Below are 17243 nucleotides of genomic sequence, written 5' to 3' on the forward strand. Positions count from 1 at the left end.
CTCATTGTTTCTGTTGCTTAACAGCGAAAAATTCGGAGGTTCTGGGGTTTTATACTGCAAATGTTGTATTGCAGCGTATCTGTTTTCCCTTAATGTAAATTATTGGCCGCTGCGAGCGAAGAAAGTTACACGCGTAAATTGTGATGGAAAAAGAGATGGCGGGTGATATAAATAGAGTGTCCCCTGCACAATATCGTCTGGAATAAATTATGTTCAGAAATATCAGCGTAAGAAGCTTTATTATTGGTTTTCTTCTTGTTGTACTTGTTTTAAATGCCGGGGTGATGATTGCGATATCGAAAAATATTCCGCTTTTTATCGCGGTAAATAGTATTAACGCGCTGGCGCTTATCATTCTGTGGTTATATATGACCAAATATCTTGTGACGCCGATCAATACGGTGAAAAACAGTATTGAAGAGGTCACGGCGGGTAATCTTGCGCTCACTATTTCGGAATTTGGCAATAATTGCGCAGGACGACTCATTCCGGGTATCAACAGCTTATCGGCGAATATCGCGTCACTGGTACGGGAAATTCGCGCTTCCGCCCATACGGCAATGTCGCTCTCGGAAAAGCTCTCTAACCGCAGCGCAGAGCTGACGGTAAAGACGGAGCAACAGTCCGCTTCGCTGATTCAAACGGCGGCCAGCATGGAGCAGATGGCTGTCAGCACGAAAAATAATGCCGACAACACGCGCCTCGCCAGCGAGCGCGCCGCCATCGCGACGCGACATGCGCGCAAGGGCGGCGAACTGATGGGAGAGGTCGCAAACAATATGCAGTCCATTACCGACTGCGCACAGAAGATGACGGAAATCATCACCCTTATCGACGGTATCGCCTTCCAGACCAATATCCTGGCGCTCAACGCGGCGGTAGAAGCGGCGAGGGCGGGGGATCACGGCAAAGGGTTCTCTGTGGTGGCAGGAGAGGTGCGCAACCTGGCGCATCGCAGCGCGGAAGCGGCGAAAAGCATCAAGTCGCTCATCGACGTCACCAGCAATAATGTCACCCAGGGGGTGAATATTGTGGCGGAAGCGGAAAACAACATGCAGGAGATCGTTAACGGCTCCGGCCAGGTGAGCAAGCTGATGGATGAGATCACGGTCTCCACCGCCGAACAGGAGAAGGGCATCTACCAGATCACTCAGGCGCTTTCCGAATTAGAGCGCCTCACTCAAAGTAACGTGGCGATGGTGGACGAGCTATCGGGGTCGTCCGACGTACTGAAAAACCAGGTCACCGAACTTCAGGCGCGCACCCGCAACTTCCGGCTCGAGGGCGGAGCGACCCTTACCGGTGAGCGGCAGGCGTTGACGGCTCATCCTCTCTGAAAGAGGCGTCGGGAGTGACTGGCGCCGTTTCTGAAATTCACCTTTATCCCGCTGATAACTATTGATTCCCCTTTAAGGCCCGCTAGACTGACAACGTCTAAGCGAAACAAAGGGAGACGCTGTGGAAGCCATTAACGGGGCCGATATTAACGTACCGGATGCGGTTTTTGCATGGGTGCTGGACGGTAAAGGCAGGGCGCGGTCGCTGCAGGACAGCGACGTTATCGACGCGACGAATCCCTGCTGGCTGCATCTTAACTATACCCATCCTGACAGCGCGCAATGGCTGGCGACCACACCGCTTTTGCCCAACAGCGTGCGGGATGCGCTGGCGGGCGATAGCGTGCGCCCGCGCGTCAGCAGGCTTGGGGAGGGGACGCTGATAACGCTGCGCTGCATAAACGGCAGCACCGATGAGCGTCCCGATCAGCTGGTGGCGATGCGCCTTTTTATGAACGAGGAGCTTATCATCTCGACGCGCCAGCGAAAGGTACTGGCGCTGGACGATGTGGTCAACGATCTGAAAGAGGGGACCGGGCCCACCGACTGTGGCTCCTGGCTGGTGGATGTCTGCGATGCGTTAACCGATCATGCCAGCGAATTTATCGAAGAGCTGCACGATAAAATTATCGACCTGGAAGATAATCTGCTCGATCAGCAGATCCCGCCGCGCGGCTTTCTGGCGCTGCTGCGCAAACAGCTTATCGTAATGCGCCGTTATATGACGCCTCAGCGGGATGTCTACGCCCGGCTGGCCAGCGAACGGCTGAACTGGATGAATGACGATCAGCGCCGCCGTATGCAGGATATCGCCGACCGTATGGGCCGCGGGCTGGATGAGATCGACTCCTGTATAGCCCGTACGGCGGTGATGGCGGACGAAATCGCGCAGGTCACCCAGGAGTCGCTGGCGCGGCGCAGTTATACCATGTCGCTGATGGCGATGGTTTTTCTGCCCAGCACTTTTCTGACCGGGCTTTTCGGCGTCAATCTGGGGGGGATCCCGGGCGGCGAATATCGCTTCGGTTTCTCCCTCTTTTGCATCATGTTAGTGGTTGTCATTGGCGGTGTTACATGGTGGTTGCATCGGAGTAAATGGCTGTAAATTTACGCTTTTTACGTTTTTTAAGTTTTTAAAACGCGTTTTTATTTGAGCGAAGTCAATAAACGTCTACCCCGTTAGGTGCATGATTACTCCCGCAGGTGAATGCAACGTCAAGCGATGGGCGTTGCGCTCCATATTGTCTTACTTCCTTTTTTGAATTACTGCATAGCACAATTGATTCGTACGACGCCGACTGAATAAGTCGGCTTTTTTTTTGCCTGCAGAGCCTCAGCGTCTACCCTAAAAAGTGTACACCCAGAAAATGGAGGGCAATATGCGCAATTTTTCTACATTAACGGCGCTTTCCACGCGCTTTTCCGATCCGGTCCCAACCGATCCCAACCCGATTCCTGACCCGATCCCACGTCCGCAGCCTATGCCCGACCCGCCGCCGGATGAGGAGCCGATTAAGTTGTCGCATCGGCAGGCGAGATCTGCGAGGATACGCGCCTGACTGTGACTTTTGACCCCGAGAATAGACTGTGACCGCTTTTTCAACTCTGAACGCACTGCCCGATGCTCAGCTCGCCAACCTTAACGAGCTGGGCTATCTGGCGATGACCCCGGTACAAGCTGCGGCGCTACCGGCCATCCTGGAAGGGCGCGATCTTCGCGTCCAGGCCAAAACCGGCAGCGGAAAAACCGCCGCGTTCGGAATCGGGCTGTTGCAGCATCTTGATGCTTCTCGCTTCCAGACGCAGTCCCTGGTTCTCTGCCCGACGCGAGAGCTGGCGGACCAGGTCGCGGGGGAGTTAAGACGTCTGGCGCGCTTTCTGCCGAACACCAAAATTCTGACCCTCTGTGGCGGCCAGCCTTTTGGCGCGCAGCGTGACTCTTTGCAGCATGCGCCGCATATCATCGTCGCCACGCCGGGGCGCCTCGTCGACCATCTGCAGAAAGGGACGGTATCGCTGGAGGCGCTGCAAACCCTGGTGATGGACGAAGCGGACCGTATGCTCGATATGGGCTTTAGCGACGCCATCGATGAAATTATCCGTTTTGCCCCTGCCAGCCGCCAGACGCTGCTCTTTTCCGCCACCTGGCCGGAGGCGATCGCCGCCATGAGCGGGCGGGTGCAAAAAAATCCGCAGACGGTGGAGACAGACACGGTCGACGAGCTGCCAGCTATCGAACAGCAGTTTTATGAGGTCAGCCAGCAGGGGAAAATTCCGCTGCTGCAAAAACTGCTCAGCAAATATCAGCCCGCCTCCTGCGTCATCTTTTGCAATACCAAAAAGGATTGCCAGGCGGTATGCGACGCGCTCAATGCCGCCGGACAGAGCGCTCTGGCGCTGCATGGCGATCTGGAACAGCGCGATCGCGATCAGACGCTGGTACGCTTTGCTAACGGCAGCGCGCGAGTGCTGGTGGCAACAGACGTGGCCGCCCGTGGTCTGGATATCAAATCGCTGGAGATGGTGGTCAACTTTGAGCTGGCCTGGGACCCGGAGGTCCATGTTCACCGCATCGGGCGTACCGCGCGGGCGGGCAACAGCGGGCTGGCGTTAAGCCTCTGTGCGCCGGAAGAGGCGCAGCGCGCCAACATTCTTTCACAGATGCTGCAGCTTACGCTTAACTGGGTGAGCGCGCCGGGGGCGGTCAGCCTGGTCCCGCTTGACGCGGAGATGGCGACGCTCTGCATCGACGGCGGCAAAAAAGCCAAAATGCGCCCCGGCGACGTGCTGGGAGCCTTGACCGGTGATATCGGTCTGGATGGCGCAGAGATCGGCAAAATCACCGTCCATCCAGCGCACGTTTACGTTGCCGTTCGTCAGTCGGTGGCGCAAAAAGCCTGGAAGGGGTTGCAAAACGGTAAGATCAAAGGCAAAACCTGCCGCGTAAGGCTGCTGAAATAAAAAAGCGTCTCAGTTTTTGCTGAGACGCCAGATTTTATTTTACTTCCACCACGTCGAGGCGCATCTCATTTAGCTGCGCCTCTTCTTCTTCTGGCTGCCAGCCTGCGGGCTGCATCGGAATTGCTTCGCGGTCGAACGCCAGGTCGCCGCCATCTACCACTTCTGACCCGTGGGTAATCCCCTTGAAATCGAACAGTTCAGTATCGCAGAGGTGGGAAGGGACCACGTTCTCCATCGCGCTGAACATGGTTTCGATACGCCCGGGGTAGCGTTTATCCCAGTCGCGCAGCATATCGGCAATCACCTGACGCTGCAGGTTTGGCTGCGAGCCGCAGAGGTTGCACGGAATGATTGGGAACTGGCGGGCTTCGGCGAAGCGCTCAATGTCCTTCTCACGGCAGTAGGCCAGCGGGCGAATAACGATATGCTTGCCGTCATCGCTCATCAGCTTCGGTGGCATACCTTTCATTTTGCCGCCATAAAACATATTTAAAAACAGCGTCTGCAGGATATCGTCGCGGTGGTGACCCAGCGCGATTTTGGTCGCGCCAAGCTCGGTGGCCGTACGATAGAGAATGCCACGGCGCAGGCGAGAGCAGAGCGAGCAGGTGGTTTTACCTTCCGGGATCTTCTCTTTAACGATGCCGTAGGTATTCTCTTCCACGATTTTATACTCGACGCCCTGTTGCTCCAGATATTCCGGCAGGATGTGCTCCGGGAAGCCAGGCTGTTTCTGGTCAAGGTTGACCGCCACCAGAGAGAAGTTGACCGGCGCGCTTTGCTGCAGGTTGCGCAGGATCTCCAGCATGGTGTAGCTGTCTTTGCCCCCTGAGAGGCAAACCATAATGCGGTCGCCTTCTTCAATCATGTTGAAGTCCGCAATCGCCTCGCCAACGTTACGGCGCAGGCGTTTCTGCAGCTTGTTCAGGTTGTACTGTTCTTTCTTTGTAATTTCTTGATTAGTAGACATTTATTCTTACTCAAATCTCAAATGGGGCACCGGGAGGGCAACCTTTACAACGCGTCAGTACGGAGTGCGCGTTACCCCTGCTCACCGTTAATCATAGATTTATACACCCTCGGCGCGTTCATGTGCCCCATCTGATTAGACAGGTTTGCGCCTGCGGAAGTCATCAGCATGCGAAAGTGTGCGTGTATGGTACGGATTGCGGCGACGAATGCCAGCATGATTTGCAACTCTGGCCCGACATATGCGATGCAGACTGTCAAAGTTAGTAGGATTAATCTTAACCTGTTGCGTGTTTTGTCTGGCTCAACATAATGGAGGAAACGAAACGGTAAAAAATAAAACCTATGAATATTCAGGCTATTGTATCCATAACGCTGACCTTATTTTCTGCAGCCAGTTGGGGAGCGTTGCAGCAAAGAGAGTACAATACCTGGTACATCAAAAACGCCGTTCTCTATGATATGACCCAAACAGCAGCAGGTCTGCCGGTGATGTTTAGCCTCTCCCAGCCGGGACGCAATACAGCCAATATGCTGGTTTCCTATCTGTCCGAGGGAGCTTGTCTGCCGCAGAAGCAGAAGCTGCGCGTGAATGGCAGGGAAGTGCCGGCAGCCTACCGCTGTAGTCAGTACGAACGATTTAAAATTGAGCATTTCGCAGTAAAAGACGCAAAAGAGGTCAACGCTATCTACCGGCACCTTGAGTCAGATTTTACGCTGCTCTTACAGCATGATATCAAGGTCTGGGCGGCGAATATTAAAGCGCCGAAATTTGGCATCGCTCCCCGATTTTAAAAGTTGCTGCAGCCATCCATGCGCGGGTAAAAAAACAAAAACTAAATTCATTGTCTTTTGAGTCGATTGCGATAAAAGCGACACCGTCCCGCTCGAGTAAATCAACCCCTCTGCGTATAATTTTAAAGCAGCAGCAAGCTGCCTGTCCTGGCGGAGCGTTTTATGAAATCCTTAATACTGAGCGTCAATAAGGAGCAGCCTAAACAGCCGCAAAAAATGCCCAGGGATGAAAGTAAACAAAAACCGAAAAAATAGACCCGTTTGCCGGAGGTTTTATGGTTGATCGTCCTGATGTCGTTGATCCTCTTCCTGAAAATGACCCTCTTCCGGGCGATGACGTGCCGGATATTCCTGATGAAAACGATCCACTCTCCCCCGAGGATCCTGACGGAATAAATAAACCGTTGTAGCACAGTCACAATAAACCGCCGCTGGCGGTTTATTGTTTTGTGGATATATTACCAGCCACAGACGTCGTGCTCATTTTCAGTATCATAAGCACGCACGGTATTGACCAGATCTTTAACAACGTCCGTCGCCACATCGGGAATTAATAATTCACCGGGCGTCTCCGTTTCATAATCAACCGACACGCCGTTGCTGTTATTGGTGACGGAGAGGGTCCAGGTCGGCTTGCCCATTTTTTACTCCTTGTGTGTGTTGACCACTTTTCCAAGACCGGCACCCTGCAGTTCCGCCTCAGGATCGGCAAAGAAATCAATATTGAAATAAGTGTCGTCGGTCAGAAGCTCGATACGATGCCATTTTTGCGGCGGGGAAATGCCAAACGATCCGGCTTCAATCACGCATTCCATATCCGGCTCGGTGGCGTCGCCGTCCGGGAAGCCAAAATAGCGCACCGCGCCCTGCATTACGCTCAGGCGGCCATAAACATGTGCTTTAGTGTTGTGATGGGTAAAGAGCGCTTTGGGCGCGGTTTCTTTATTCCAGAAGGGGGTAGAGCGGGTATGAACAAAATTATCAGGAATACGTAGCATAGTTGAGTTCTCCTAAGCGTCCGGGCGCTTAACGTGATCTAAGAACCTCGGGTTCAACAAAAAAATCGATGCTGAACACGGTATCCTCACTCATGACCTCTATGTGATGCCATTTTTCCGGGGGGAATACGCCGAAGCGGCCCGCCTCAATGAGCATCTCGCTGTCTGGCTCCGGCGTAGATGCATCGGCGTAGCCCAGGTAACGAACCGCACCGTGACTCACGCTGAGCCGGGGATAGACGCCCTGACGCGTGCCTTTATCCAGATGGCGCTGGAAAATGGCGGCAGGGGCGGTGCTTTTGTTCCAGAAAGGGGTGGACCGGGTATGAATACAGCCTGGTGGAATGCGTAACATCGTTTCTCCTCTCGCCATACAACCGCGTTTGGGCAGAACCATTATGCATAAGTTGCATTTAATATGCAACTTATAAGGCCAGCTTCAGGATGGTCTATACTTATTAATTCCTGAGGCAATATGGAGGCAAATATGAATTTTATTGATAAAGACGATCCTCGAGAAGCACCTGAATCGGGTGATAAAAAGCCCCAGCCGGACAAAAAATAGAGCCGGAACACAAGGTCGCTGCGGCGGCCTTTTTCAAACGCTAAATTCAGCAACAGATTCTACTTAAGGATTAGCCTCGGAGATTGAGTGGTTATTTTGTAACAAAAAACTTGATCTGCATCAAATATTGCCGCATATTGCGCGCGATTATGCCAGGCCGTCAGGGAACGAGAAATGACACTCTACCAAAAAATGTTGGTTTTTTACGCCGTTATGGCGCTGCTGTGCGCGCTTATTACCTGGTTTTTGACCCGGGATCGTAAGCGCATCCGTTTTCTGAGCGCCTTTTTGATCGGCTCAACCTGGCCGATGAGCTTCCCTGTCGCGCTGTTAATCTCGCTTTTCTGATCTGGCCCGCTGATGCGGGCGCAGTGCGTTACGTCAGTAGCCCCTGTAGCGTTTGCCGGGCTGCGGGCGGTATCTCTCCCGTTACCGGCGCATCGCCATTTTCCGTCGCCCGGGTATAGAGCGCCACCAGCCAGTCGTAGACATAGGTCGTTGCGGCGTGGAGCGGCTGCTCTCCCAGGCGCGTTAGCCTTGGGGCGGTACAGCTGACGACCGGAGTGGCAAAGATAGCCTCGCCTTTACGCACCCGGCTGGCGGGGCGCTCCCCGGCTGGCGTCTGCCCGTAGCCCAGCCAGCCGATAAAATTACCCATTGCGGCGTGCAGTCGGGCGGCGCTGTTATCCTCCTCCACGATAGCCTGAAGCTGCCCCGGCAGCCTGAGACGATAGCTGGTGGTAATCAGCACATCCGCGAGCTGTTGCGTGAGCATGGTATCCAGCCCGAGCCGGGCTGCGGCGGCCTCGCTGCGGCTCCACTGGCGCAGGTGATTAACCCAGATCCGATGCGCCAGCCGTCCCTTATCTTTAGTCGGTGTGGCCTTCGCACCCTGTGTGCAGGCATCGGCAAAGAGATCGATGGTTTCGCTAAAAAGGGTGGTGACCTGCTCCTCGCGACCCGGCTGCACCGCCAGCAGCGTCTCGAACGCCGTCAGCGGCGGGAGCAGGGCGCACAGCAGTTCCCCGTGTCGGGCGGCGTTCTGCTGCAGGGTGCGCACCAGCGTCTGCGCGTCCTCGACCGTGAGCCCTTTCGCCGCGCCATATCCCTTCATCAGCGAACGGCGCGTCTCCCGCAGCCGCTCCTCCACCTCCTGCAGGCGCGCCAGCCGCCGGGCAGGGAGAGTTGCCTGCGAAAGCCACTCCACCACCTGACGAATGCTGTGGCCGTCCAGCGCCTGCAGCGTTCCCCAGCGTTGGCCGACCTGGCTGAGGAGCTGCTGCACCGCTTCATCCAGATTGACGCCCGTCACCAGCCTCGCGTCGTGTGGCGTGATCGCCCAGACCAGCCCGGGAAGGGCGGACGGCGCGGCGGGCTGCGTCTCTTTGGCCCAGCGCATCAGCGCCGTTGCCGCGTCGGCGGTTTGCTCGTGGCGAGTGGTGGCGTTACAGATCGCCAGCACGTCAGGCTCCAGCGCCTGACGATAGTGTTCCAGCAGCCACTGGTATTTTATTCCGGCGAGGGTCATGGACTGGCCCTCGCCGGGGGCGGGAATATCGATAATATCAACGTCGCCGATAAGGGCATTCTCCACCGGCAACACCACTTCGCAGGTCAACAGCGCCAGCGTATCCAGCGGGATACTGACCGCGCTCAGCATGCCGTCAGCGGTAAGAGGATGCAGCGCTGCCTCCTGGCTCTCTGCGCCGGTCAGCTCCCCGCGCGTAAGAAATTCCCCCGGCAGGCCAAAATTATCCACCAGCAGGCTAAGCGGCGCGGCCAGCTCGCGGGCGTGACTGGTCTGATGCAGCACCTGCGCCAGCCGGAGCCACTGCTGCGTAAGTTCATGCTGTTCTCCCCAGAGCAAACCCCAGAGCGAGGCGCGGGTACTCAGATCGAGACAGGGAGCAAGCGTGGCGAACTGATGCCAGAGGGCGTCATCAACAGCTTGAACGCCGCCGGGCATCTGCGCCTGCCAGAAGCGGGCAATCGCCGCTGTTTCGCTGGCGGTGATCCCTGCGACCGGTTGCGCCTGACAGAGCCCGCGCCACTTTTCCAGCCGCGCGTCGATAATCGCACGCTCCACCGGGCGAATCGCCGGATTGCGGGCAGCGAAGGCGATAAAAAGTTGCACCAGCTCGGCCTCGGAGAGTATCCGCAGACGCAGAGGAAAGGGGTCGTCGGCGTACTGCGCACGCGCCGGGGTGAAGCGCAGCGCCATGCGGGCAGGCGCGTGGCCCGGATTGATATGGGTGAAGTAGTCAAATGTTCGTGGCCCGAGGGTCACCTCCAGACGGGCGTCATCCCCGCACAGCACGGTCAGCAGCCAGGCTTTGGCCGCCTGCGAATGACCATACAGACCGACGGTGCGACGGGCGGCCCGGGCGTGATGGAGGGCGGTTTCGCGCGCCTGGACACTATTGAGTCTCGCCAGCAGCGCGTCGGCATCATCATCCAGCATCGGCGACAGCGCGCGCGTCTCGTTGATCCACTCCATACAGGCCCGGGAGGGGGATGTCATCGCTCTCATTTCAGGTATACGCTCCCGCTGTCGATCCAGTAATGGCTGCCGCTGTGACGGCGGTCGGCCAGGGTATTAAGTTTGAAGGTCAAGGCATCCGTCGGTACCGGCGTACCGTCCTGCAGCCAGGCGTCGCTGAGCTCGAACGCGTCAGGCCCCTCCTGACGGCTCCCCCCGCAGAGCTGTAAACGCACATTCAGCACGCCGTCGCCCGCGATCGCTTTTGCCAGCCAGGCGGAGTTAATGCTCAGGGTGTAAAGCGGCGTGGCGGGCCAGCGGGCGTTCTCCAGCTGGCGAAAACCGAGAGTGACGTTACCGCGCAGAGGAAAGTGCAGCCGGGCGTCGAGCGTCGCGCCAGGCTTATCGAGGTCGATTCCGGCATACCAGACATTCTCCTCGCGCAGGGTATTCACCGTACTGTCGAGCACGCCCAGATAGCGCACCGTTGACCAGGCGCCGATATCGGCCGCCTTAAAGTTAAAGCGCGGCAGGCGAAGATCGAGCGCCAGGCTGCAGAGCATGGCGCCCACGGCGGCGGTCGATTTTGGATTGCCGATGCACCCCTGCTGGCTGAAGGGATACCACGCGTGCACGTTGTACTTATCCAGCCAGACCATGCGGCTGACCGGTACTGGCTGCAGATGACGGATCAGCGCCTGTACACCGGGCAGGCTGCCGGGACGGCCGGTAACCAGCAGTACATCGCAGGCGTAGTGCGAAATCGCCTCGCAGACCGCGTGAAGCGGTGCCGCCAGCGTAAACTCGCCCGCCAGCATCGCCTCCTGCATCTCATGGAAGGTGAGGTGCAGCGGGACGGCAAAGAGATCGAACGGGGGCGACCCTGCAGGCAGCGCATGATCGATGGCCTGTTGCAGGTAATTCATCACGTTGCGGGTCGGCCTTTGCGGCAGCAGATCGCCGAAAGTGGCGTATACGCCAGCCAACGGATCGTCGACATCGCTACTTTCCCATGCCGAGAGAATAGCGTGACCGATCGGCATAAAGAGCTGCAGAGTGGCCTGCTGGCGCAGCACCGCCTGGGTATCGATACGCCCGGAGTCGCCAAAGAGCGAGGCTAACAGCCGCGAGGCGTCAGGGATGCCTGCTTTCTCAAGCCGGGTCTCCAGGGCGGGCAGCACGTAGCGCTGGATCACATCCAGCAGGGTGTCATCTCCCGCCACTTTAAAGCCTTCGCGGAACAGCAGCTGCGGCGTGATTTTTACGTTATTGCCCACGCCGTCGTCGAGCTGATAGTGGACAATTGCCATATCGGTCGTTCCGCCGCCGATGTCGACCGAGGCGACGCGCAGGGCGCGCTCCGGGCTGGCCGCGCGGTCGGGACGGGCGAGGGAGGCGAAAAAGGCGTCGGTCTGACCGCCAAAACGGGCGATGGCTTCGTTGTAGAGCCAGACAAGCTGGCCGCAGCTTGCCTCATCCCAATCCATCTGGATAGCGGGCACCGGCACCACGCTCTTTTCCTGCTGTTTGCGACCGGTGAAATCCTCGTCCTGCGGATGCCAGCCCATCGCCTTCCAGACGATGGCGATCGCCTCGAACATGCGGCGACGGAAAATTTCGCGCTCCTGCTTCGGCATCGCCGACGGCAGGGTCAGGATCAGGGTGCGGAGCTGGCGCGGGGAGGCGGGAAAGCCAAGCCGCAAACGGGTGGCGACGCTGTTGATTTGCCCCAGCGCCTGCGCTAACAGCTCGCAGAGCATATGCGTCATCAGCGTGCTGCGGCTGTACTGGGGGGAGAAGACCGGCAGCCGCTCATCCTGCGGCAGGGTAAAGAGCGGCTGGCCGTCATCATTCATCAGATTCATCAGCGGGAAAGCGGTCGCCAGCGGTTCGCGCTGGGTTTTGGCGTTGATCTGGCTGAAACGCCAGTCCTGTACCACCGGGGTCTCATCCCACAGATAGCGGCGCGGGCTGGAGATGCCGCTGTTGCCTTCGGTTCCCATCCGCCGCATGGCCAGCTTACGCGCCTCATCGCCCACCCGCACGATGGAGGGCCAGACAAACGCATCCTCGCGCCCGCTCTCCACCGAAAAATGCTGCCTGCCGAAGCGGGCCTCGGAAAACTCAAGACGGCTGGTAAAGAGCGGCTCATTAAGATATTGCGGCTCGCTTAACGAGCGCACCTGTAGCTCCGCCGTCTGGCGCAGGCCGTCATTGGCGTCGCCATGATCTTCGATAATTACGCCGCAGGTGTGGGTATTGCCTACATCCAGAACGAGATCCACCTCAATCGGCGGGGTGCTCAGGGTATGGGTAACGAATTTCACCTCCGGGACGGCGAGCTGCTCGCCCAGCAGCGTAAGTAAATTCAGCCAGTGGGCCTGATACTCAAAGCTGCGCATCGCCTGTTGCAGGTCGCGCCCGGCAAGATTCTCCTCGGTGGCCCAGGTGGTAAACGCCTCGCGCAGCCAGCCGTCAACCCAGGTTTGATCGAGAAAATCCTGCACCTCGTCATCCCGCCACGCCAGCGCAAAACGGGTGCCGTTGAGAATATCGTTTTCCACCGGCGAAAGGCCCGGCGTAGCGTGCGGGGCGATCTGGCTATCGAGCGCCAGGGTAATGCGGTGGCTGTTGCCCGCGCTGTCTGGCCTCTGAAGCCTGCGTATCTGCACCCGTGCCCAGTTATCCGGCCCTTCGACAAAGGTGCGGGGTGGATTAAAGCGCAGAAAAGGAACGGGCAGCCAGACGCCGTCCAGCACCGCCAGGGAGTGGAGGAGCGACACGGTGCTTTCAGGTTTCACCACCTCCGGCTGGCCGCCACGTCCTGCGGGCAGGGTATAACGGCCATTCACCAGATCGTAGTCGAGCCGCAGCAGGGGGCCGTTAGCGGTTTTCCGCACAAAGCGGCCCTGGCTTGCCGACTCCTGGGGCGTGAGACCAAAGTCCAGAAACTGGACGCCGCTGTTGGCGATAAGCGTCACGCTCTGTTTGTAGTCGCAAAGAGTTACCAGCATAGGATCAGACACCTGCTTTTTTGAACGTCAACGGAACGACGGTATGGGCATCGTAACGGGCGGTACACTCCGCCACGTCGTTGCTACCGGCTTTACAGGCGATCTCCGGCATGGGGTAGCGCGAGCCATCCGTACAGCGCGCGTTGCCGCGGGTTTTAATCAGCAGTTCGCCGTTGCTGTGCAGCCCGGAGAAGATCTCCGTGCGGCAGATGATATTGTCGCCATGAACCACCCGGGCGGTACCTTTGTTGTTCTGGATCTGATAGCGAAGCGACGGCGGCTTGCCGGTAATCGGATCTTTCACATCCAGCATGACGCGCCAGCTGCCGTTGAGAAAACGGGTGGACCCCGCTTTGACCTGGCTGGCCGCCATCACCAGCAGATCCTTCGCTACCGGCGCAACGGCTTCCGCTTCCGGGGCCGGGGCAGGCGTCGCGGTCTCAACCGGCACCACCTCCGCGTGGCGCAGTGGCAGCGTGCGGGTCAGTTCGGGCAGGGGCTTACCGACGCGGGGAAGGGCGACGGGCTCAACGGCGGCGACCGGAGTGGCTTTTGGCCACAGCAGCGGCACGGCGATAGCGATAATTATCGCGGCTGCCCCCAGCAGCGCCCGGCGCGGCAGGCGGCGCTTTTTAAGGGGTTCAGGAGCAGGCGCTGTCATGGCTGGCTGCGGCTCGGGTTGCGGCTCAGGGCGGTAGCGCTCTTCCACCCGGGCGCGTAGCGCGGGAGAGGGCTCTGGCAACGCGTCGAGTGGCTCAACGGTGATGACCGGCGCAGGGGGTTCCGGCTCGGTTTCCACACGCGGGGGTGGCTCCGGCAGCAGCGACTCGCGCAGGCAGTCGAGGATATCGTCGCGCGCGTTCTCATTGAGGTTAACAAAGCCCCAGAATGTGATAACCGGTTTGCCATCCACCAGGTAAAGAAAGTTCTCCCCGGGAAACTGGAAAGCTTTAGCCAGTAAAGAGCCAAAAAGCTGCTGGGCGGTTTTGGGCGACTGGCGCGCTTTTTTGCTCAGGGAACTCACGCTGGCGAGGCTATTTTCCAGATAGCGCAGGGCGCGCAGTCGTGCCTCTTTATCGGCGGCTTTCCAGCTTACAACTTCCCCTTCCAGGGGGGAGTACCAGTCCACGCGGTCGCCGCTGTCGTTAATCTGGGGGATCGCCAGGCAGTCGACGAGAGGCTGCTGCCTGCGCAGACGCAGCGCTTCACGGATCTGCAGCGCAGAGTCAAAAACGGCCTGACCGCCGCCGCCCACGGCCTGATAATCATCAAGATTGCCGCTGCGTAAAAGAGTTTTTGCCACGTTTTGGTCCTGTAGACTTTTTCACGCCTCTATTCTAATGAACCCGGAAAAGGCCAAACGGCGAAAGAGAGGTAAAAAGCGGCGAGTCCTTGCACTATTGAGAAGAACGGTTGTGCTTGACGCAAACGGAACTTAAGGCAAATCTGCGTTTTCAGGCGGGTGTGAAAACCTTGCGATAAAGACTATGATGCGGGGGGAGAGAAGGCGATTTCTCTGAAGCGAAGCTCAACATTATCCCGGCCTGCGCCGGAGATTGACAGGAGGAGTGACAGTGTCACATTTAGATGAGGTTATTAAACGCGTAGACGCCACGCTGGAAGAGAGCGTGATTGCCCATATGAATGAGCTATTGATTGAACTGAGCGACGATGCGGAGTTAAGCCGGGAGGAGCGCTATACCCAACAGCAGCGCCTGCGCACCGCCATCTCCCATCATGGTAAACACCATAAAGAGGAGCTGGAGGCACGCCAGGAGCATCTGACCAGAGGCGGCGTGATCCTTTAATTCAGAACTGACGCCGGGCTACCAGCCAGGCGCCAACCACCAGCAGCACCGCGCCGCAGACCGGGCCAATCAGCGCCCGCAGCGGTATTCCCTGGCTTTTCAGCACATCCATCACCAGCCCGCCGATGAGCTGGCTGGCGACCAGCACCGCGATGGTGGTCGCCGCGCCCACATACTGATAGCCGCTGATACTGGCAAAGACGAAAAACGAGCCCAGCAGCCCGGGGATCAGGGTCCACCAGCGGACGGTCGTCGCCAGCTCGTTAAACCCGGCCATTCCGTGTTTAATCAGAAGAATAGTGACAAACAGCACGATGCCCACCAGCGAGTTGAGCAGCATGGCGATAAGGATCGTGGAGGCGCTCTGGGTGATGCGGACCATCAATGTGTTCTGCACCACCAGGCCAATGCCGGCGGCGACAAGGAAGGCGAGCGTCAGCGCCTGGTTCATCCGATGGCGTCCGGGTCGGTGCGCTGATCGAGCTGCAGCTGCATAAAGGTGAGATCCAGCCAGCGGCCAAACTTGGTGCCCACCTGCGGCATCTGGCCGGTTAGGGTAAAGCCCAGCGTCTCATGCAGGTGAATGGACGCGTGGTTCTGCGCCTCAATGCCCGCCACCATCACATGCTTCCCGATGGCGCGCGCCTCTTCGATCAACTGCTTCATCAGCTGGCGGCCAAGCCCCTTTCCCTGATGGTCCGGGTGAATGTAGACGGAGTGTTCCACCGTATGGCGAAACCCCTCGAACGCCCGCCAGTCGCCAAAGGAGGCGTAGCCTGTCACCACGCCGTTCTCATCGCTCACCAGCACCGGATAGCCCATCAGGGTGCGGGCTTCAAACCAGGCGATGCGGTTTTGCGTATCGACGGTGGTATCGTTCCAGATAGCGGCGGTATGAACAACCGCGTGGTTGTAAATTTCACCGATGGCGGCGCAATCCTCTTTACAGGCGTGACGGATAAGCATGCTTTTACCTTGTTGTGTTGGTTCACGGCAGTGGGTCTGATCTTTTCCGATATTACACAAGCGTGAGGCCAAACCGCTACGGCTAAACACGTTTCGTCTCAGAATTGTATAGAGCGCGTAATGTTAAGGCGCAGATGCGCATAAACGACTAGTCTCTAATGACATTCTTGTTATAAGGAGCTCTCTATGAACCAATCGACTACGCGAAACCGTCGCTGGGTGCTGGCCTCCCGCCCGAAGGGCGCGCCGGTTGCCGACAACTTCCGCCTGGAGGAGCAGCCGCTGCCTCAACCCGGGCAGAATGAGATCCTGCTGCGTACCATCTGGCTCTCGCTCGATCCCTATATGCGCGGGCGGATGAGCGATGAGCCCTCCTATTCGCCGCCGGTGGAGATTGGCGCGGTGATGGTGGGCGGAACGGTCAGCCGCGTGGCGCAATCGAATCACCCTGATTATAAAGAGGGTGACTGGGTTTTAAGCTATAACGGCTGGCAGGAGTATGCGCTCTCGGACGGCAAGGATCTTGTGAAGCTCGGCGAGACGGAGCACCCCTCCTGGTCGCTCGGTATTCTTGGCATGCCCGGCTTCACCGCCTATATGGGGCTTCTGGATATCGGCCAGCCGAAAGCGGGCGAAACGCTGGTGGTTGCCGCCGCAACTGGCCCGGTCGGGGCGACGGTGGGGCAGATCGGCAAAATCAAAGGTTGCCGGGTCGTTGGTGTGGCGGGCGGCGCGGAGAAGTGCCGCCACGCGGTCGAGGTGCTGGGGTTTGACGCCTGCATCGATCACCGCGCGGACGATTTCGCCAGCCAGCTGAAAAACGCCTGTCCGGACGGGATCGATATCTATTATGAAAACGTGGGCGGGGCGGTTTTCGACGCGGTGCTGCCGCTGCTGAACACCTCCGCGCGCGTGCCGGTTTGCGGCCTGGTGAGCGGCTATAACGCCACAGACCTGCCGGCGGGGCCGGATCGCCTGCCGCTGCTGATGGGGACGATCCTGAAGAAACGCATTCGCATGCAGGGTTTCATCATCAATCAGGATTATGGCCATCGTATCGAAGAGTTTCAGCGCGAGATGGGAGAGTGGGTTAAAGAGGGTAAAATCCACTACCGGGAGCAGGTCACCGAGGGGCTGGAAAATGCGCCTGACACCTTTAAAGGGATGCTGGAGGGGAAAAACTTCGGTAAAGTCGTGATACGCGTCGCGAACGATGAATCCTGATAATAATGGCGGGTTTCCCGCCATAATTATTTCTGTTACTTTATCTATAATATCTTTAATTTTTTTTTCTTTTGGTTTCCCGCCATAATTATTTCTGTAACTTTAGCTATAATATCTTAAATTTTGC

18 protein-coding genes are annotated in these 17243 nt (G+C 57.8%); 9 read left to right on the top strand and 9 right to left on the bottom strand.

Features of this window, described 5'->3' with window-relative positions:
- Nucleotides 1–209 precede the first annotated feature (209 nt).
- The 4 genes from BN3796_RS14570 (at nt 210) to dbpA (ending at nt 4298) form a co-directional block, all read left to right on the top strand.
- The gene (locus BN3796_RS14570; protein WP_061709072.1) at nt 210–1337 is read left to right on the top strand and encodes a methyl-accepting chemotaxis protein; all 1128 of its coding nucleotides are present in this window, start codon (nt 210–212) and stop codon (nt 1335–1337) included.
- Nucleotides 1338–1458: 121 nt separating this feature from the next.
- Nucleotides 1459–2442, top strand: a complete 984-nt coding sequence (zntB, locus tag BN3796_RS14575; RefSeq protein ID WP_061709073.1) for a zinc transporter ZntB — start codon at nt 1459–1461, stop codon at nt 2440–2442.
- A 274-nt stretch (nt 2443–2716) separates the two neighbouring features.
- Nucleotides 2717–2896: a proline-rich small protein YnaL gene (gene ynaL / locus BN3796_RS21010; protein WP_073885233.1), complete on the top strand. Its 180-nt coding sequence runs from the start codon at nt 2717–2719 to the stop codon at nt 2894–2896.
- 28 nt (nt 2897–2924) lie between these two features.
- Nucleotides 2925–4298 (top strand): ATP-dependent RNA helicase DbpA, encoded by a 1374-nt coding sequence (gene dbpA, locus BN3796_RS14580; RefSeq protein ID WP_061709074.1) that lies wholly within the window; start codon nt 2925–2927, stop codon nt 4296–4298.
- A gap of 34 nt (nt 4299–4332) precedes the next feature.
- Here dbpA and ttcA read toward each other — a convergent pair whose 3' ends face one another.
- A complete protein-coding gene (gene ttcA / locus BN3796_RS14585) occupies nt 4333–5268 on the bottom strand; it encodes a tRNA 2-thiocytidine(32) synthetase TtcA (RefSeq protein WP_061709075.1) in 936 nt (311 codons plus the stop codon).
- A gap of 344 nt (nt 5269–5612) precedes the next feature.
- On the opposite strand from ttcA, the gene BN3796_RS14590 reads away from it, so the two are divergent.
- Nucleotides 5613–6062, top strand: coding sequence for a hypothetical protein (locus BN3796_RS14590; RefSeq protein ID WP_061709076.1), 450 nt, complete (start codon nt 5613–5615; stop codon nt 6060–6062).
- A gap of 275 nt (nt 6063–6337) precedes the next feature.
- Nucleotides 6338–6472, top strand: coding sequence for a hypothetical protein (locus tag BN3796_RS21015; protein WP_238379231.1), 135 nt, complete (start codon nt 6338–6340; stop codon nt 6470–6472).
- Between the two features lie 48 nt (nt 6473–6520).
- On the opposite strand, the gene BN3796_RS14600 is transcribed toward BN3796_RS21015, so the two are convergent.
- The 3 genes from BN3796_RS14600 to BN3796_RS14610 are packed head-to-tail and all read right to left on the bottom strand — an operon-like array spanning nt 6521 to nt 7415.
- Nucleotides 6521–6703, bottom strand: coding sequence for a DUF1869 domain-containing protein (locus tag BN3796_RS14600; RefSeq protein WP_061709078.1), 183 nt, complete (start codon nt 6701–6703; stop codon nt 6521–6523).
- 3 nt (nt 6704–6706) lie between these two features.
- Nucleotides 6707–7060: a DUF1971 domain-containing protein gene (locus BN3796_RS14605; protein ID WP_061709079.1), complete on the bottom strand. Its 354-nt coding sequence runs from the start codon at nt 7058–7060 to the stop codon at nt 6707–6709.
- A 28-nt stretch (nt 7061–7088) separates the two neighbouring features.
- A complete protein-coding gene (locus tag BN3796_RS14610) occupies nt 7089–7415 on the bottom strand; it encodes a DUF1971 domain-containing protein (RefSeq protein ID WP_061709080.1) in 327 nt (108 codons plus the stop codon).
- A gap of 384 nt (nt 7416–7799) precedes the next feature.
- On the opposite strand from BN3796_RS14610, the gene BN3796_RS14615 reads away from it, so the two are divergent.
- Entirely contained in the window at nt 7800–7973 is a 174-nt protein-coding gene (locus BN3796_RS14615) for a GhoT/OrtT family toxin (RefSeq protein ID WP_061709081.1), read from the top strand.
- A 28-nt stretch (nt 7974–8001) separates the two neighbouring features.
- Here BN3796_RS14615 and BN3796_RS14620 read toward each other — a convergent pair whose 3' ends face one another.
- From BN3796_RS14620 to BN3796_RS14630, 3 genes are read right to left on the bottom strand one after another with little or no spacing between them, the layout of a single operon-like run.
- Nucleotides 8002–10155, bottom strand: coding sequence for a virulence factor SrfC family protein (locus BN3796_RS14620; protein ID WP_061709082.1), 2154 nt, complete (start codon nt 10153–10155; stop codon nt 8002–8004).
- Nucleotides 10152–13118: a virulence factor SrfB gene (locus tag BN3796_RS14625; protein ID WP_061709083.1), complete on the bottom strand. Its 2967-nt coding sequence runs from the start codon at nt 13116–13118 to the stop codon at nt 10152–10154. Before BN3796_RS14625 ends, BN3796_RS14620 begins: the two co-directional genes overlap by 4 nt.
- Before the next feature lie 4 nt (nt 13119–13122).
- Entirely contained in the window at nt 13123–14421 is a 1299-nt protein-coding gene (locus BN3796_RS14630; RefSeq protein WP_061709084.1) for an SrfA family protein, read from the bottom strand.
- Nucleotides 14422–14692: 271 nt separating this feature from the next.
- Here BN3796_RS14630 and BN3796_RS14635 point away from each other — a divergent pair, with 271 nt between their 5' ends.
- The gene (locus BN3796_RS14635; RefSeq protein WP_061709085.1) at nt 14693–14926 is read left to right on the top strand and encodes a YdcY family protein; all 234 of its coding nucleotides are present in this window, start codon (nt 14693–14695) and stop codon (nt 14924–14926) included.
- A 1-nt stretch (nt 14927) separates the two neighbouring features.
- Here the strand turns inward: BN3796_RS14635 and BN3796_RS14640 are convergent, their stop codons facing one another.
- Together BN3796_RS14640 and BN3796_RS14645 are read right to left on the bottom strand one after the other, a co-directional pair.
- Nucleotides 14928–15377 carry a DMT family transporter gene (locus BN3796_RS14640; protein ID WP_061709086.1) on the bottom strand — a complete coding sequence of 150 codons (450 nt, stop codon included), beginning with the start codon at nt 15375–15377 and terminating at the stop codon, nt 14928–14930.
- The gene (locus tag BN3796_RS14645; RefSeq protein WP_061709087.1) at nt 15374–15892 is read right to left on the bottom strand and encodes a GNAT family N-acetyltransferase; all 519 of its coding nucleotides are present in this window, start codon (nt 15890–15892) and stop codon (nt 15374–15376) included. Before BN3796_RS14645 ends, BN3796_RS14640 begins: the two co-directional genes overlap by 4 nt.
- Before the next feature lie 186 nt (nt 15893–16078).
- Here BN3796_RS14645 and BN3796_RS14650 point away from each other — a divergent pair, with 186 nt between their 5' ends.
- Entirely contained in the window at nt 16079–17116 is a 1038-nt protein-coding gene (locus tag BN3796_RS14650; protein ID WP_061709088.1) for an NADP-dependent oxidoreductase, read from the top strand.
- The last annotated feature ends 127 nt before the right edge of the window (nt 17117–17243 follow it).

Source organism: Pseudenterobacter timonensis, from assembly GCF_900021175.1.
Taxonomy (GTDB): Bacteria; Pseudomonadota; Gammaproteobacteria; order Enterobacterales; family Enterobacteriaceae; genus Enterobacter; species Enterobacter timonensis.

Excerpts from the sequence above, each read along its gene's own strand:
- BN3796_RS14650 (WP_061709088.1), top strand. The coding sequence starts at position 16,079 with ATGAACCAATCGACTACGCGAAACCGTCGCTGGGTGCTGGCCTCCCGC.
- BN3796_RS14615 (WP_061709081.1), top strand. The coding sequence starts at position 7,800 with ATGACACTCTACCAAAAAATGTTGGTTTTTTACGCCGTTATGGCGCTG.
- BN3796_RS21015 (WP_238379231.1), top strand. The coding sequence starts at position 6,338 with ATGGTTGATCGTCCTGATGTCGTTGATCCTCTTCCTGAAAATGACCCT.
- BN3796_RS14625 (WP_061709083.1), bottom strand. The coding sequence starts at position 13,118 with ATGCTGGTAACTCTTTGCGACTACAAACAGAGCGTGACGCTTATCGCC.
- BN3796_RS14610 (WP_061709080.1), bottom strand. The coding sequence starts at position 7,415 with ATGTTACGCATTCCACCAGGCTGTATTCATACCCGGTCCACCCCTTTC.
- BN3796_RS14590 (WP_061709076.1), top strand. The coding sequence starts at position 5,613 with ATGAATATTCAGGCTATTGTATCCATAACGCTGACCTTATTTTCTGCA.
- ynaL (WP_073885233.1), top strand. The coding sequence starts at position 2,717 with ATGCGCAATTTTTCTACATTAACGGCGCTTTCCACGCGCTTTTCCGAT.
- ttcA (WP_061709075.1), bottom strand. The coding sequence starts at position 5,268 with ATGTCTACTAATCAAGAAATTACAAAGAAAGAACAGTACAACCTGAAC.
- BN3796_RS14640 (WP_061709086.1), bottom strand. The coding sequence starts at position 15,377 with ATGAACCAGGCGCTGACGCTCGCCTTCCTTGTCGCCGCCGGCATTGGC.
- BN3796_RS14600 (WP_061709078.1), bottom strand. The coding sequence starts at position 6,703 with ATGGGCAAGCCGACCTGGACCCTCTCCGTCACCAATAACAGCAACGGC.
- BN3796_RS14570 (WP_061709072.1), top strand. The coding sequence starts at position 210 with ATGTTCAGAAATATCAGCGTAAGAAGCTTTATTATTGGTTTTCTTCTT.
- BN3796_RS14645 (WP_061709087.1), bottom strand. The coding sequence starts at position 15,892 with ATGCTTATCCGTCACGCCTGTAAAGAGGATTGCGCCGCCATCGGTGAA.
- BN3796_RS14620 (WP_061709082.1), bottom strand. The coding sequence starts at position 10,155 with ATGAGAGCGATGACATCCCCCTCCCGGGCCTGTATGGAGTGGATCAAC.
- BN3796_RS14605 (WP_061709079.1), bottom strand. The coding sequence starts at position 7,060 with ATGCTACGTATTCCTGATAATTTTGTTCATACCCGCTCTACCCCCTTC.